This is a genomic window from Nonomuraea sp. NPDC003727 (assembly GCF_053586935.1).
The window spans coordinates 466,279-481,788 of sequence record NZ_JBSFNE010000002.1; the positions used below are offsets into that span (position 1 = coordinate 466,279).

The window sequence follows — 15,510 nt, forward strand, 5'->3', positions numbered from 1 at the left end:
GAGCGGTTAGTCCGGTTCGTAGGGGTGAGACTGCACACCTCGCCGGCTCGTCCGGCTTCCGCCCTCGGGCGACGCCCGCCGCGGAGCGCGGCGGCCGCGTCGGGTCCGCCTGCGGCCCGGCGGCACCGGGCACGGCGGCCCGAACCCGGGCCGCACCCTGCCGGCGGGCAAGCCCCGCGGCCGGCCCCGGAGGGGACCGCCGCGCGGCCCCGGGACACGCTCGTCCACGACGGCCGCTCAGGGCCGTGGCGCCCGGGAACAGGTCCCGGGGCCAGGGTGGGAGAGCCGCAAGAACGCCGGCGTGCGAGGGGCGCCCGGCGAAGGCCTCGCCGGGCGCCCTACCGTGCGTCACACGCGCGGCTTCTCCCGCATCTCGTACGTCTCGATGACGTCGTCGAGCTTGATGTCGTTGTACCCGACACCGATACCGCACTCGAAGCCCTCGCGGACCTCGGTCGCGTCGTCCTTGAAGCGACGCAGCGACGACACGGTGAGGTTGTCGGCGATGACGACACCGTCCCGGATGAGCCGGGCCTTGCTGTTGCGCACGATCGTGCCCGTGCGGACCAGCGAACCGGCGACGTTGCCGATCTTCGGCACCTTGAAGACCTCGCGGACTTCGGCGGTGCCCATCTGGACCTCTTCGAACTCGGGCTTGAGCATGCCCTTGAGCGCCGCTTCGATCTCCTCGATCGCCTGGTAGATGACCGAGTAGTAGCGGATGTCGACGCCCTCGCGCTCGGCCAGGTCGCGGGCCCGGGGCTCGGGCCTGACGTTGAAGCCGATGATGACCGCGTTGTCGTCGGCGACGGCCAGGTTGACGTCGTACTCGGTGATCGCACCGACGGCGCGGTGCAGGACACGGAGCCTGACCTCGTCGCCGACGTCGATCTTGAGCAGGGCGTCTTCCAGGGCCTCGACCGAACCGGACACGTCACCCTTGATGATGAGCTTGAGCTCGTCGACGCGGCCCTTCTCGAGGTCGCTGAACAGCTCCTCGAGGGTGCGGCGACGGCTCGACTTCGCCATGTCGGCGCTGCGCTTGCGCGCCGCGCGCTGCTGGGCGATCTGCCTGGCCATCCGGTCGTCGGAGACGACGATGAAGTTGTCTCCGGCGCTCGGCACGGCCGTCAGACCCATCACCAGGACGGGGAAGGACGGCGTGGCCTCGTCCACCGGGTCGCCGTTGTCGTCGAGCATCGCCCGGACGCGGCCGAAGGCCTCGCCACAGACGATCGAGTCGCCGACGCGCAGCGTGCCGCGCTGGACCAGGACGGTCGCGACGGGGCCGCGGCCCTTGTCCAGGCGCGCCTCGATGGTGATGCCCTGGGCGTCCATCGACGGGTTGGCCCGCAGGTCGAGCTCGGCGTCCGCGGTGAGCAGGATGGCCTCGAGCAGGTTCTCGATGCCGGTCCCGTTCTTGGCGGAGATGTCGACGAACAGGGTCGAGCCGCCGTACTCCTCGGCCACCAGGCCGTACTCGGTGAGCTGGGCCCTGACCTTGTTGGGGTCGGCGCCCTCCTTGTCGACCTTGTTGACCGCGACCACGACGGGCACGTCGGCCGCCTGGGCGTGGTTGAGCGCCTCGATGGTCTGCGGCTTCACACCGTCGTCGGCCGCGACCACCAGGACAGCGATGTCGGTGGCCTTGGCACCACGGGCACGCATGGCGGTGAACGCCTCGTGACCGGGGGTGTCGATGAAGGTGATGCGCCGGTCTTCGCCCTCGTGCTCGGTGGCGACCTGGTAGGCACCGATGTGCTGGGTGATGCCACCGGCCTCGCGCGCCACCACGTTGGTGTTGCGGATGGCGTCGAGCAGCTTGGTCTTACCGTGGTCGACGTGACCCATGACGGTCACCACCGGCGGACGCGCCGCGAGGTCGCCCTCGTCGCCCTCGTCCTCGCCGAACTCGATGTCGAAGGCCTCGAGAAGCTCGCGGTCCTCCTCCTCCGGGCTGACGACCTGGATGTTGTAGTCGAGCTCGGCGCCCAGCAGCTGCAGGGTCTCCTCGTTGACCGACTGCGTGGCGGTCACCATCTCGCCGAGGTGCAGCATGATCTGCACCAGCGACGCGGGGTTGGCGCCGATGCGGTCGGCGAAGTCGGACAGCGACGCACCACGCGGAAGCCTGATCGTCGCGCCGTTGCCGCGCGGAACCTGCACGCCGCCGATCGACGGCGCCGACATGTTGTCGAACTCCTGGCGCCTCTGGCGCTTGGACTTGCGACCACGCGCCGGACGGCCGCCGGGACGGCCGAACGCGCCTGCGGTACCGCCGCCGCGACCGCGACCGCCACCACCGGGACGGCCGGCGAAACCACCGCCGCCACCGCCACCACCGGTGCCGGTGCGCGGGCCTGCGCCGCCGCCACCACCGGGACGACCGGCGAAACCGCCGCCGCCACCGCCGCCGGGACGACCACCGCCGCCACCGGGACGGCCGGCGAAGCCGCCGCCACCACCGGGACGCCCGCCACCGCCGCCGGGACGGCCCGCGCCGCCACCGGGAGCGGCAGGACGGCCCTGCGGCATCATCATCGGGTTGGGACGCGGACCACCGGGACGGGGACCACCCGCACCGGGACCGGGACGCGGACCACCGGCACCAGGACCGGGACGCGGTCCGCCGGCGCCGGGAGCGCCCTGGCCACGACCGGCGGGCGGACGCGGCATCGCGCCGTCGCGCGGACCGCCGTCACGCGGGCCACCGGGACGCGGGCCGCCCTCGCGGGGACCGCCGTCACGCGGGCCACCCGGACGCGGCGGGCGCTGGCCCATGCCGGTCGCGTTGGACGAGAACGGGTTGTTGCCGGGACGGGGGCCGGGACGCGGACCGGGCTTGGGACCGGGACGCGGGCCACCGTCACGCTGGCCGCCGGGACCGGACTGACCGCCCGGACGCGGCGCGCCCTGCTGCTGGCCACCAGGACCGGCGGGACGGCCGCCCTGCTGGCCGGGACGCGGACCGGGACGCGCGGCGGGGCCGGGACGAGGACCGGGCGTGGGGCGCGGACCCTCGAAGCGAGGCGCCTGCGGGGCCTCGCGCGGCTGCTCGGTGCGCGCGGCCTCCGGCTGCGTCTGGTGAGGCATCGGAACCGGCGGACGCGGGGTGCCGCCGGCGGGACCGGGGCGCGGCCCCGGCTTCGGAATCGGGCCCGGACGCGGGCTCGACGAGACAGGCGCCTCAGGGGCGCCACTGCCGGCCTGGGCGTCGCCCGGCCGGGGGGCAGCCCTCGGCGGCTGCGGCTTGGACGGCGAACCGCCGCCCTTCGTGGGCTTGGATACGCCCAAAGCTTCGGTGAGCCTGCGGACTACCGGCGCTTCTATGGTCGAGGACGCCGAACGGACGAACTCTCCCATCTCCTGGAGCTTGGCCATCACGACCTTGCTCTCGACGCCGAACTCCTTAGCGAGCTCGTATACCCGGACCTTCGCCACTGCACTCCCTTACTCGGCCCGGGAGGCTGGCAGTGCCGTCCGGACCGTCGTTACCTTGACGTCTTCATCGCCGCGTGCTCATCAGGCGCTCATAGCAATCTGACTCCGCCCATCAACTCGGCGTCCTACATGACATGTGGTTCTCCCTCCAGGTGCGCTCGCAGTCGCGAGACGTCAAGCGGCCCCGGCACGCGAAAAGCGCGCGGAAACGCTCGGCGACGCTCGGCGAGCTCCAGACAGCTCAGGTCAGGATGCAGCGATGCACCCCGGCCAGGGAGCTGTCCGCGCAGGTCAGGGACCACATGGCCCTTGACCAGCACCAGACGGAGCAGCTCGGACTTAGCCGTGCGAACCCTGCAGCCCACGCACGTTCTCAGCGGGGCCGCCTGGCCACCATATTCCAGCTTACCGCTTGGACGCATCTACGGAACCGGCGGGATCATCCGCCTGGGTGTCCGGACGGATGTCGATCCGCCATCCCGTCAGCCGTGCGGCGAGCCGGGCGTTCTGCCCTTCCTTGCCGATGGCCAGGGAGAGCTGGTAGTCGGGCACGGTGACCCGCGCCACCCTGCCGTCCAGGTCGAGAACCTCGACATGAGAAACGCGCGCCGGCGACAGGGCATTCCCGACGAAGTCCGCGGGGTCCTCCGACCAGTCGATGATGTCGATCTTCTCGCCGTGCAGCTCGGTCATCACGTTGCGCACGCGTGAGCCCATCGGACCGATGCACGCGCCCTTGGCGTTGACGCCCGACTTGCGGGAACGCACCGCGATCTTGGTGCGGTGTCCCGCCTCGCGGGCGACCGCCGCGATCTCGACGGTGCCGTCGGCGATCTCGGGCACCTCCAGCGCGAAGAGCTTCTTCACCAGGCCGGGGTGGGTGCGCGACAGCGTCACCGAGGGGCCCTTGTGACCCTTCTTCACCTGCACCACGTAGGCCCGGATGCGCTCGCCGTGGACGTAGTCCTCCCCTGGCACCTGCTCGTTGTGGGGCAGCACGGCCTCGATCTTGCCGAGGTCGACGAGCACCACGCGCGGGTCCTGGCCCTGCTGGATCACGCCGGAGACCAGCTCGCCCTCGCGGCTGGCGAACTCGCCGAAGTTGATCTCGTCTTCGGCGTCGCGCAGCTGCTGCAGGATGACCTGCTTGGCGGTGGTGGCCGCGATGCGGCTGAAGTTGCCGGGGGTGTCGTCGTACTCCCTGACGATGTCGCCGTCGTCGTCGAGCTCGGCGGCGTAGATCGTGACGTGCCCGGTGGCACGGTCGAGCTCGGCCCTGGCCTTCGCCGCGGCGCCCTCCGTGCGGAAGTAGGCGATCAGCAGCGCGTCCTCGATCGCCTTCACGACCAGGTCGAAGGAGATGTCCTTCTCCCGCTCAAGGCTGCGCAGGACGCTCATGTCGATGTCCACGAGGCTCCCCCTTAGCCCTCGTCGCCGTCGTCGTCGAGGTCGTCTTCCTCGTCCTCGAACCGGCGGAATTCCACCTGCACCCGTCCTCGGGCCAGGTCCTGATAGTCGATCCTGCGCAGCGCGCCCGCGACGTCGATCTCCACACCGTCGTCGTCGGCGCCGAGGACGCGGCCCTCGACCAGGCCGCCGTCACGCAGCTCCGCCTTGACCAGGCGTTTGGCCGCGCGGCGCCAGTGGCGCGGCTCGGTGAGCGGGCGGTCGACGCCCGGCGAGGAGACCTCGAGCGTGTAGGGCGCCTGGCCCATCGTGTCGTCGCCGTCGAGCGTGTCGGACACGGCCTGGCTGACCTCGGCGATGTCGTCGAGCGTCACCCCGCCGTCCTTGTCGACGACCACGCGCAGCACGCTTCGCCTGCCCGCGCGGGTGACCGTCACGTCCTCCAGGTCGAGACCTGCGGTGGCGACGACGGGCTCCAGGAGCTTCATCAGGTGGTCGCGGGATGATGCGCTGCCCATATCGACCTCCCTATTGTGTTGCGATCCATGACCGCCCGTGGTGGCGGCCGCTCAGTCGACGACTGCTCATACCCTATCCGCACCAGGGCACGGAAAGAGCGCCACTCGACACGCTCGAGCGGCGCGGGCTCACGAGAGCGAGACCCTACCGCACCTCGGCATCACACCTCGGCATCGCATCACGGCACGACAGGCGGAACGCGCCAACGGCCCGCCCCACCCCTTACGATGCACTGTGCCTTCCTCATCCGACCGGAGGTCGTCCTCACCTCCCCTGTCCCGGCGCGCCGTGCTCGCCGGGAGCGCGGCGATGGCGGCGCTCTCCGGCTGTACGGCCGGCACCCCCGAGCCGGCCGCCCCGAAGGCGCCCGACCCTGAGCATCTCCTGCTGCGCGAGCTGATCGCCGGCAAGGAGCGCACGATCGATCTCTACACCGTCCTGGTGAAGGCCGGCGAGACGAAGCTGGCGCCGTTCCTGGCCCGGCACGAGGAGCACCTGGCCGAGCTGCGCAGGCGACTGCCCGCCGAGCCGGCGCCCACCGCCTCGGCCACCCCTTCGGCGCCGCCGTCGCCGTCGAAGAAACCGGCCAGGGCGTCGCTGAGCAGGCTGCGCGAGGCCGAGCGGAAGGCGGCCGCCACGCGCGCCCGCCAGCTCGGCACCGCCTCCCCCGCCCTGGCCCAGCTGATCGCCAGCATCGGCGCCTGCGAGGCGCTGCACGCGCAGGCGCTGCCGAGGTCGCTGTGAGCGCCGCCGGATCCCCCGGAGGCCCCGTCCCCGGCGCGGCGGGGCGCATGCGGGCTCCGCAGGCGGGGCGCACGGGGCCTTTTCCGGCTAGGCACACGAGGGCTCCGCAGGCGAGGCGCACGGAGGCTCTTCAGGTGGGGCTCATGGAGACGGCAGGCGAGGCCGGAGGGAGTCCGCGGTGACAGACGTGCAGGCCGTGAACAAGGCGCTGGCCGCCGAGCACGCGGCCGTCTACGCCTATGGCCTGATGGGCGCGCGCACGACGGGCGACCTGCGTGACAAGGTGACGGCCGCCTTCGACGCCCACCGGGCCAGGCGCGACCAGTTGCGCGCGCTCGTCTCGGCCGCGGGTGGCAAGCCCGCCGAGCCGGAGGCGGCCTACACGCTGCCCTCCGTGCCCGGCTCCGCGGCGGCGGCCGTCCGGCTGGCCGTCCAGGTGGAGGCGGGGATCACGGCGGCCTACCTGGAGCTGGCCGCCGCGAGCGAGCCGGCGACGCGCCGCCTGGCGGCGCTGGCCATGCAGGAGTCGGCCGTCAGGTCGTACGGCTTCCGCCCCGCGGTCAGCACGGCCTTCCCCGGCATGCCCCCGCGCGCCGGTGCGCCGCAGGCGACCCCGGCGCCGGCGCCGAGCCGCTGACACCCCGCTCGCCCCGGGCGGGCGGGTGGCCCTCTCACCCTCGGGACAGGTTGGAAACGATCGTCATGGGTAGCCGAGGCGGGTCATATTCCCCCCGATGGAGGCATTCATGGGCTGGAGCTTCAAGAAGTCCATCAACATAGGCCCGTTCCGACTCAACCTGTCCCGTGGCGGGGTCGGCCACAGCTGGGGCACCAGGGCCTTCCGCGTGACGAGGACCGCCGACGGGCGGCGGACCCTGTCGGTGAACCTGCCGGGCGGCTTCCACTGGCGCAAGACCCTGGGGCGCAGTGGTCACCGCTGACCTGGGAACTCTGCCGTGGTGCCGGTCGTTTTCCCGGCACCACGGACTTTTCCCCTAGGAGGATCGATGGGCTGGCACTACCGCAAGTCGATCAAGGTGGGACCGTTCAGGATCCACCTGTCTCGGCACGGGGTCGGGCACAGCTTCGGCAACCACAGGTTCCACGTGAGCACCACTCCTGACGGCCGCCGCCACCTCACGCTCCGGCTGCCGGGCGGCTTCCACCTCAGCAAGTCCCTCGGCGGTCGCCGGCACCGCCACTACCGCTACTAGCGCGGCAGGCGGGCCAGGAAGTCGCGGGAGAGGGCGACGATCTCCGTCAGGTTCGTCTCCAGCGCCCAGTGCCCGCCTTCCAGCAGGTGCAGCTCGGCGTCGGGCAGGTCGCGCAGGTAGGCGCGGGCCGCGCCCTCGGGCATGTAGCCGTCCTGCGGCCCCCAGACGATCAGCGTCGGGGGCCGGTGCTCCCCGAGATAGGCCTGGTAGCGGGGGAACCATTCGAGGTTCTCCTTCAGCCCCTCCATGAGCCCCACGGCGATCTCGCGCCGTGTGGGCGTGTCCATCAGCGGCCACGACAGCCGCCACAGGTCGGGGCTGATCCGCTCGACCAGGTGGTCGGCCACCTCGCCGACGAACTCGTCCATGAACCCCTCCTGGCTGACCGCCTGGCTGAGGCGGGCGCGGCCGGCTGGGGTGGGGTTGGCCCAGTGGTCCTGGAGCGGCTTGTACTTGGGGCCGAACTCGTCCTCGTAGATGTCGCCGTTCTGGATGATCAGACCGGTGACGCGCCCGGGCGCCGTCATGGCCAGCCGCAGGCCGATCTGCGAGCCGTAGTCGTGCAGGTAGAGGGCGTAGCGCCGGAGGTCCAGGAGGGTGGCGAACCGGTCGAGGAACGTCGTGTAGCCGTCGAAGGTGTACGGGAAGTCCGCGGGCGTGGCGCTGTAGCCGAAGCCGGGATAGTCGGGCGCGACCAGCCGCCACCGGTCGGCCAGCGCGGGCATGAAGTGCCGGTACTGGAACGAGGACGACGGGTAGCCGTGCGGGAGGAGCACGACAGGGGCGTCCTCGGGGCCGTCCTCGCGGTAGAAGGTCCGCACCCCGTCCACGTCGATGTGTCGATGCTTCACGGGGACACAGCTGCCCGTGAGGCGGTGATGTAACGGCGGACGCCGAACTCGCGCCAGGGCGGGCGAGCCGGACAGGCGGCCACCGGTGGTACGGCGGGCGGCCGCCCGCCGTACCGTCAGGGGCGGCTCAGCCGCGGCAGGCGGCGAGCACGCGCTCGGCGGCCTCGGCCAGCGGGATCTCCTCCTTGGTCCCCGACGCGCGGTCGCGCAGCTCGACGACGCCCTGGGACAGGCCGCGGCCGATGACCAGGATGGTGGGCAGGCCGAGCAGTTCGGCGTCCTTGAACTTGACGCCGGGCGAGACCGAGGGCCGGTCGTCGACCAGGACGCGCAGCCCCCGCGACTCGAGCTCCTCGGCGAGCTGGACGGCCACCTCGACCTGGTTCTCCTTGCCCGTGCCGACGATGTGGACGTCGGCGGGGGCCACCTCGCGCGGCCAGACCAGGCCGAGCTCGTCGTACTTCTGCTCGGCGATCACGGCCACGGCGCGCGAGACGCCGATGCCGTAGGAGCCCATCGTGATCCTGATCGGCTTGCCGTCGGGGCCGAGGGCGTCGAGCCCGGCGGCGTCGGCGTACTTGCGGCCCAGCTGGAAGATGTGGCCGATCTCGATGCCGCGGTCGATGGACAGCTCGTTGCCGCAGCGGGGGCAGGCGTCGCCCGCGCGGACCTCGGCGGCCTCGATGGTGCCGTCGGGGAAGAAGTCACGGCCGGCCACGACGTTGGCGGCGTGCCTGCCCTGCTCGTTGGCGCCGGTCACCCAGGAGGTGCCGGTGACCACGCGCGGGTCGACGAGGTAGCGGATGCCGAGGTCCTTGAGCACCTGCGGGCCGATGTAGCCGCGCACCAGGCCGGGGTGCCTGGCGAAGTCGTCGGCCTCGAAGATGGCGGGCTCGCCGGGGGCCAGGGCGGCCTCCAGGCGCTTGAAGTCGACCTCGCGGTCGCCGGGCACGCCGATGATCAGCGTCTCGGCCTTGTCGGAGCCGGGGGTGGTGACCTTGACGACGACGTTCTTGAGGGTGTCGGCCGCGGTGATGCCGAGGCCGTGCTCGGCGTTGACGAACGACACCAGCGTCTCGATGGTCGGGGTGTCGGGGGTGTCGAGCACCTGCAGCGCGGGCTGTCCCTCGAGCGGCCTGACGGCGGGCGCGGGCGTGACGACGGCCTCGGCGTTGGCCGCGTAGCCGCAGTGGTGGCAGTTGACGAAGGTGTCCTCGCCGGTGGGCGTGGGCGCCAGGAACTCCTCCGACGCCGAGCCGCCCATCGCACCCGAGGTGGCGAAGCAGATCTTGTAGTCGATGCCGAGGCGGTCGAAGGTGCGGATGTAGGTCTCGCGGTGCTGCTCGTAGGAGCGCTTGAGGCCGTCGTCGTCGAGGTCGAAGGAGTAGGAGTCCTTCATGAGGAACTCGCGGCCGCGCAGGATGCCCGCCCTGGGCCTGGCCTCGTCGCGGTACTTCGTCTGGATCTGGTAGAGCGTGACGGGGTAGTCCTTGTAGGAGGAGTACTCGCCCTTCACCATGTCGGTGAACAGCTCCTCGTGGGTGGGCCCGAGCAGGTAGTCGCCGCCCTTGCGGTCCTTGAGGCGGAAGAGCGTGTCGCCGTACTCGGTCCAGCGGCCCGTCGACTCGTAGAACTCGCGGGGCAGCAGGGCGGGGAAGAGCACCTCCTGGCCGCCCATGCGGTTCATCTCCTCGCGGACGACGCGGGTGACGTTCTCCAGGACGATCTTGCCCAGCGGGAGCCAGGAGTAGATCCCGGGCGCCACGCGGCGGACGTAGCCGGCACGGACGAGGAGCTTGTGGCTCGGGACCTCCGCGTCTGCCGGGTCGTCCCGCAGGGTGCGAAGCAACAACGACGACATGCGCAGCAACACGGCTACTCCTCGTTAGGGACTGGAGGTGAAGACCTACAGGCTACCGACTTTCCCCCGCTACAGGGCCAGGAGCGCGCCCGCCAAGGCTCCCGTGACCACGCAGGCGACCACGGCGGCGCGCAGCCTGCCGGCAGTGGTGCGCCGGAGCGCGATGAGGCTGAGGAGGGCGAGGCCGGCGAGGCCGAGGGCGGGAGCGGGCCAGAAGCCGGCGTGCCAGTCGAGCCCGCCGGGGGTGGCGCGGTCGATGATGTCGCCGAGCATCAGTCCCGAGATGATGCCGGTGGCCAGGTCGCCCCACAGGTCGCGCCTGCGGGTGACGTAGGCGAGCAGGCCGAGCACCACCAGGTGGGCGACCAGGATGTTGAGCCCCACGGCGGTGTCGCCGATGGCGTCGAAGCCCAGGTCGCCGCGCAGCGCGCTGCCTCCCATGGCCGCCACCAGGGTGGTGACGACGGCGAGGAAGGTGGCCAGCAGAGCCCACCCGAACCCGCTCGCGGTCGCGCCCACCAGGATGGGCAGCGCGAAGTAGACGTAGGGGTCGTAGATCCCTGGGTCGATGGGCGCGACGAGCGCGCCGATGAAGCCGACCACCACTCCCCCGAGGAAGGCGGCCAGCACGTGGCGCTGAATGGCGCGCTGTCGCCGGTCATATTCGGCGAAATCAGCGTAATCAAGAACAAACTTCTCCATAGTGCACTAATCAGACTATGCGGACTTACAGCCAAAGTAAATTTCGGTCAACCAGAGGTCACTGGCATAGCAAGCAATTGCTTGGTTAGCATCGGCTTTCGTGAGCCTTTCCGAGCTGCGGGCGACCGTCCGGTCCTTTCTCGCCGCCCATCCGCACGCGCCGTGGGCGCGTTTCGCGGGCGAACTCGGGACAGCGGGGCTCGCCGTCCCCGAGGCGTACGGCGGAGCGGGATGCGGCATCCGCGAGTTGGCCGTCGTGGCCGAGGAGATCGGCAGAGCGCTGTCGCCGCACCCCTTCCTCCAGACGGCCGTCATGGCCGCCGCCGCAACCGACGATCCGGCGCTGCTCGGGGCGATCGCGGAGGGGACGCGCACGGCCACCGTCGTGCTGCCCGGCGAGCACTCCTGCGTCCTTGAGGGCGAGCGGCTCACCGGCCGGGCGCCCTACGTGCTCGACGCCGAGACCGTGCTCGTCTACGCGGGAGGGCGGCTGGTCGAGGCCGAGCCGTCGGAGCGCGTGCCGTACGCGACGATGGACGAGAGCCGCCCGCTCACCGCACTGTCCTTCGACCACGTCCCCGTACGGCGGGCAGGCGACGGCGCGAGCTGGGAGCGGGTCCGCGACCTGGGGGTGGTCGCGCTGGCCGCCGAGCAGGTGGGCGGAGCGAGCAGGTGCCTGGAGGAGGCCACCGCCTACGCCAAGCTGCGCCACCAGTTCGGCCGCCCCATCGGCTCCTTCCAGGCGATCAAGCACCGGCTGGCCGACCTGCTGCTGGTGGTGGAGTCGGCGCGGTCGGCGGCGTGGGCGGCGGCGCGGGAGCCGACGAGGGAGAACGCGGCGATCGCGGGCTCCTACTGTTCAGAGGCCTACCTGAAGGCGGCCGGCGACAGCATCCAGATCCACGGCGGGATCGGCATCACGTGGGAGCACGCGGCCCACCGCTACTTCAAGCGCGCCACCTCCGACGCCCAGCTGTTCGGCCCGCCCCGCGCGCACCGGGCGCGCCTGGAGATCGGCTAGATGATTGATTCCAAGGGCTGAGGATTCCGAGTCTGGCTGCGAACATGCAGCGAGGGTGTCCAAGATCCGTGTGTGACGACAGAACTGAACACCCTCGCCACCGCACTGTACGTTAAGATCGACGATCAACTGATCGCTTTCCCGGACCTCGCCCCCGAACGCCCCCAGATCGGTATCCAGCCCATCCTGAGCGACGCCGAACTGGTGACACTGGCGGTGATGTCGGCGCTGCTCGGCTTCACCTCCGAGCGGCGCTGGCTGCGCTACGCCCGCGCTCACCTGACCGGGATGTTCCCCTACCTACCCGGCCAAAGCGGCTACAACAAACGGCTGCGCGCCGCCACCGGCCTGGTCCTGCACATGATCCGCATCCTCGGCCGGGACACCTCGCTGTGGAGCGATGACGTCTGGGTGGCCGACTCCACCCCCGTCGAGTGCGGCCGCTCACGCCAGACCGCCCAGCGCAGCGACCTGGCCGGCTGGGCCGAGTACGGCTACTGCCCCTCCCACTCCCGCTGGTTTTGGGGCCTGCGCCTGCACCTGCTGTGCACGCTGGGCGGGTTGCCGGTCGCTTTCGCCCTGACCGGCGCCAAGGCCGACGAACGCACCACCCTGCTCGGCATGCTCCACGCCGACCCCGACCTGCCGGCCCGCCACCACGGCCAACACCTGATCGCGGACATGCAGTACTACGGCCGCGACTTCGAACACACCCTGGCCGGTGCGGGCATAAGCCTGCTCCGCAAGGCCCGCAAGGGCGAGGCCCCGCGAGCCGGAGCGCACCTGTTCAAGCCATTACGCCAGACCATCGAATCGATCAACCAGACCTTCAAGGGCCAACTCAACCTGGAACGCCACGGCGCACGCACCCCAGCCGGCGTCACCATCCGAGTGATCATCCGGATCCTGGCTCTGACGACCGCGATCTGGCACACCGACAAGACCGGCCGGCCCACCGCCCGATCCCTCACCGCCTACGACCATTGACGCTCAGCCGTACGGCTTGGAATCAGTCATCTAGCCGCCGAGCAGCTCCTCCCACGGCCGCCTGGCGTTGCCGCTGCGGGTGGTGTCGAGCGCCTCGGTCAGCCGCCAGAACTGCGGCCGCGCACCGGCCCTCGACCTGCCGAGCGGATCGACGGCGCGCAGCTCGAAGCGCACCCCCATCACCTCGAGCACGGCCGAGGAGCGGGCGCCGGTACCGGCCGGGCCGACCAGGTCTCCGGCGCGGCCGTAGGCACCCAGATGCTCGGCCACGTCCTCGCCCACGTCCTCACCCACATGCTCGGCCAGGAGCGCGGCGACCTCGCCGGCGTAGGGGCCGTCGCGCCAGGAGATGTGCCAGCTGTGGTCGGCGCCGCGCCACCAGGTGAGGTCGCGGCACGACTCGATGAACTCCGCCTCGCTCGCCAGCGCCGCCATCACCCTGCCGAACGCCTCGAACCTGCGGGCCTCGACGAAGGCCGGCTCGTCGGAAGCCTCTCGGGCGCGACGCGTTCTCATCTCCGGGTGCGTGCCGTCCTTCGACCGCCTCAGCCCCTGCTTTCGCCGCTTCTCCGCGCTCACGGACACTCACTCTGATCTCCCCGCGCCCTTCCCGCAAGTCCGGGTCGGCTGCTACGCTCAACCAAGCGAGCGCTTGGTTATCAATCGGGAGGCGTGGATGCGGATCAGCCTGGGATACGAGCTGGAGGTCCGCGGGCGGACCCGCGAGGTCGAACAGCAGGCGTTCGAGAACGTGATCGAGCAGGTCGTCCTGGGTGACCGCCTGGGCTTCGACACCGCGTGGTTCGTCGAGCACCACTTCACCCGCGGCTTCTCCCACTCCTCGGCGCCCGACCTGGTCCTGGCGGCGATCTCCCAGCGCACCACCCGCATCCATCTGGGACTCGGCGTGGTGCTGCTGCCGTTCCAGTCGCCGATCAGGACGGCCGAGCGCGTGGCCACCCTCGACGTGCTGAGCGGCGGCAGGGTGGAGTTCGGCACCGGACGCGGGGCCTCGCCGCTGGAGTACCAGGCCTTCCAGCGACCGTTCGAGAAGTCGCGCCAGATCTGGGAGGACAGCCTGGCCGCGACGCTGGACATCTGGCGGGCCGACGGCGAGCCGATCAGCAGGTCGAACGAGTACTTCGAGATCCCCGACGTAGCGGTCTACCCGCGCCCCGCCCAGGTGCCGCACCCGCCGGTGTGGGTGGCGTCCACCTCGCTCGACGGCTATCTGGCCGCGGCCAGGCACGGCTACAACCTGCTCGGCATGACCATGCTCAAGGGCGTCGACGACGTGGCCGCCGACATCGCCCGCTACAAGGAGTGCCTGGCCGACAACGGCTTCGACCCCGCCACGCGGCGCGTGGCGCTGATGATCCCGTGGTACGTCGGCACCGCGCGCGAGGAGGCCGCCGACGCGGTCCTGTGGTACATCCGCCGGCAGGTCAACCTGGTCACCCCGCCCGACTACTACGACGCCCGGCACGCCACCCACCGCGTGCTCGGCCAGCTGGCGGCCGGGATGCCACCCGAGGAGGCCATGGCGACGCTGCGCGAGCACCTGATGGTCGTGGTCGACGACGTGGAGGGCTCACGCAAGGCCGTGGCCCGCATCGCCGAGGCGGGCGCGACCGACCTGATCCTGCAGTGCCAGGTGGGCGGGCTGGCCCACGAGCTGGTCTGCGACTCGATGAACGTCTTCATGACCGAGGTGATGCAGTGACCCGGTGGCTGACCCGCGACGACCTGGCGCCGCGGAGCGCCACAGGGCTGCTCCACCTCGCGCCCGACGCCTCCTTCGCCTTCCCGCTGCGGCCCGAGCTGACCGCGCAGGCGCTCAGGGCGGCGGGCGTGGGAGAGCGCGACAGGGTGGTGGTGGCGCTGGCCGAGCCCGCGGGCGGGCTGTGGGCCGCGGCCGCCGCCGGCGTGGCCGAGGCCGCCGCCTCGGTGGGGCCGCGCGGCAGGATGCGGCTGCACCACGCGCTGCAGGCGCTCGGGGCCACGGCGCTGGTGGCCACCCCCACGGGCGCGATGGACTTCCTGGCCAGGCTGCACCTGGAGTTCCTGCTGGACCCGCTCGACCTGGGCCTGCGGACCATCGTCCTGACCGGCGAGATCGCCGGCCGCCGGACGCTCGGCCACCTGGCCGCCGAGTTCGCCGCCGAGGTGAGCGAGGTCTACTCCAGCCCCTTCTCCGGCGGCGCGCTGGCCTGGCGGGCCGGCGAGGCCGAGCCGCTGGTCCCGCTCGCCGACGGCGTGCTGGCGTTCGGCGCGCTGGACAAGGACGCCACGGTGACCGACGGCCGTGCCGAACTGGTCGTCCCGTACGGCGAGACCGCGGTCCGCACCGGGCACGTCACCGTCGAGGGACGGCTCGCCCACACCGTCGGCGACCACGTGCTGGTGCGCGGCGTCTGGGTCTCGCTGCCGCGCGTCGAGAAGGCGCTGTCGAAGGTCGACGGGGTGTCGGGCTGGGAGCTGGCCGTCAGCAGGCAGGGCACGCTCGACTCCGCCACGCTCACCGTGACCTTCGCGCGGCAGAGCCTCGTCGCCAACCCGATGTGGCGCGCCCGCATCCAGCAGGCCCTGGCGGCGCTCACCCCCGTCTCCATCGCCGTCGAGGTCTCGCCCGAGGCGGTGGAGACCGCGACGCCCGGGATCCTCACCGACCACCGCGGCCACCACCTCGGCAGGGACCGCGCCCTCGTGTAGCAGCACTCATGTAGCAGGACTCGTGTAGCAGCACTCGTGTAGGAGCACGTC

Annotated in this window: 16 protein-coding genes; 8 read left to right on the forward strand and 8 right to left on the reverse strand. The window is 71.6% G+C overall.

All coding sequences use genetic code 11. The features are described 5' to 3' along the window. Positions 1–348: 348 nt before the first annotated feature. The 4 genes from infB to rimP all read right to left on the reverse strand — a co-directional run bounded on the left by infB (position 349) and on the right by rimP (position 5,366). Entirely contained in the window at positions 349–3,441 is a 3,093-nt protein-coding gene (gene infB, locus ACWDLG_RS07405; RefSeq protein WP_449916987.1) for a translation initiation factor IF-2, read from the reverse strand. Positions 3,442–3,566: 125 nt separating this feature from the next. Continuing rightward, positions 3,567–3,863 (reverse strand): YlxR family protein, encoded by a 297-nt coding sequence (locus ACWDLG_RS07410; protein ID WP_449916990.1) that lies wholly within the window; start codon positions 3,861–3,863, stop codon positions 3,567–3,569. After that, positions 3,847–4,851, reverse strand: a complete 1,005-nt coding sequence (gene nusA, locus ACWDLG_RS07415) for a transcription termination factor NusA (RefSeq protein WP_354906740.1) — start codon at positions 4,849–4,851, stop codon at positions 3,847–3,849. Before nusA ends, ACWDLG_RS07410 begins: the two co-directional genes overlap by 17 nt. Positions 4,852–4,862: 11 nt before the next feature. Beyond that, on the reverse strand, positions 4,863–5,366 hold the full coding sequence (gene rimP, locus ACWDLG_RS07420) for a ribosome maturation factor RimP (protein WP_449916993.1): 504 nt from the start codon (positions 5,364–5,366) through the stop codon (positions 4,863–4,865). A gap of 310 nt (positions 5,367–5,676) precedes the next feature. Here rimP and ACWDLG_RS07425 point away from each other — a divergent pair, with 310 nt between their 5' ends. The 4 genes from ACWDLG_RS07425 (at position 5,677) to ACWDLG_RS07440 (ending at position 7,325) form a co-directional block, all read left to right on the forward strand. Beyond that, positions 5,677–6,111, forward strand: a complete 435-nt coding sequence (locus tag ACWDLG_RS07425; RefSeq protein WP_449916995.1) for a hypothetical protein — start codon at positions 5,677–5,679, stop codon at positions 6,109–6,111. 178 nt (positions 6,112–6,289) lie between these two features. Further along, on the forward strand, positions 6,290–6,748 hold the full coding sequence (locus ACWDLG_RS07430; RefSeq protein WP_449916998.1) for a ferritin-like domain-containing protein: 459 nt from the start codon (positions 6,290–6,292) through the stop codon (positions 6,746–6,748). 97 nt (positions 6,749–6,845) lie between these two features. Further along, positions 6,846–7,052, forward strand: a complete 207-nt coding sequence (locus tag ACWDLG_RS07435) for a DUF4236 domain-containing protein (RefSeq protein WP_449917001.1) — start codon at positions 6,846–6,848, stop codon at positions 7,050–7,052. A gap of 66 nt (positions 7,053–7,118) precedes the next feature. Beyond that, the gene (locus ACWDLG_RS07440; protein WP_354906745.1) at positions 7,119–7,325 is read left to right on the forward strand and encodes a DUF4236 domain-containing protein; all 207 of its coding nucleotides are present in this window, start codon (positions 7,119–7,121) and stop codon (positions 7,323–7,325) included. On the opposite strand, the gene ACWDLG_RS07445 is transcribed toward ACWDLG_RS07440, so the two are convergent. From ACWDLG_RS07445 to ACWDLG_RS07455, 3 genes are all read right to left on the reverse strand, one after another. After that, positions 7,322–8,176 (reverse strand): alpha/beta fold hydrolase, encoded by an 855-nt coding sequence (locus ACWDLG_RS07445; protein WP_449917004.1) that lies wholly within the window; start codon positions 8,174–8,176, stop codon positions 7,322–7,324. The genes ACWDLG_RS07440 and ACWDLG_RS07445 overlap by 4 nt on opposite strands. A gap of 127 nt (positions 8,177–8,303) precedes the next feature. After that, on the reverse strand, positions 8,304–10,049 hold the full coding sequence (locus tag ACWDLG_RS07450; RefSeq protein WP_354906747.1) for a proline--tRNA ligase: 1,746 nt from the start codon (positions 10,047–10,049) through the stop codon (positions 8,304–8,306). Between the two features lie 57 nt (positions 10,050–10,106). Then, positions 10,107–10,739, reverse strand: a complete 633-nt coding sequence (locus ACWDLG_RS07455) for a hypothetical protein (RefSeq protein ID WP_449917005.1) — start codon at positions 10,737–10,739, stop codon at positions 10,107–10,109. Positions 10,740–10,839: 100 nt separating this feature from the next. Between ACWDLG_RS07455 and ACWDLG_RS07460 the strand changes: the two genes are divergently transcribed. Then, positions 10,840–11,760 carry an acyl-CoA dehydrogenase family protein gene (locus ACWDLG_RS07460; protein WP_449917007.1) on the forward strand — a complete coding sequence of 307 codons (921 nt, stop codon included), beginning with the start codon at positions 10,840–10,842 and terminating at the stop codon, positions 11,758–11,760. A gap of 72 nt (positions 11,761–11,832) precedes the next feature. Further along, positions 11,833–12,747: an IS982 family transposase gene (locus tag ACWDLG_RS07465; protein WP_449917010.1), complete on the forward strand. Its 915-nt coding sequence runs from the start codon at positions 11,833–11,835 to the stop codon at positions 12,745–12,747. A gap of 30 nt (positions 12,748–12,777) precedes the next feature. Here ACWDLG_RS07465 and ACWDLG_RS07470 read toward each other — a convergent pair whose 3' ends face one another. Then, complete coding sequence (locus ACWDLG_RS07470) at positions 12,778–13,263, reverse strand: hypothetical protein (RefSeq protein WP_449917012.1); 486 nt, start codon at positions 13,261–13,263, stop codon at positions 12,778–12,780. A gap of 160 nt (positions 13,264–13,423) precedes the next feature. On the opposite strand from ACWDLG_RS07470, the gene ACWDLG_RS07475 reads away from it, so the two are divergent. Beyond that, a complete protein-coding gene (locus tag ACWDLG_RS07475; protein ID WP_449917014.1) occupies positions 13,424–14,470 on the forward strand; it encodes an LLM class flavin-dependent oxidoreductase in 1,047 nt (348 codons plus the stop codon). Further along, entirely contained in the window at positions 14,467–15,459 is a 993-nt protein-coding gene (locus tag ACWDLG_RS07480) for a hypothetical protein (RefSeq protein ID WP_449917016.1), read from the forward strand. The genes ACWDLG_RS07475 and ACWDLG_RS07480 overlap by 4 nt, the downstream gene beginning before the upstream one ends. Positions 15,460–15,510 lie beyond the last annotated feature (51 nt).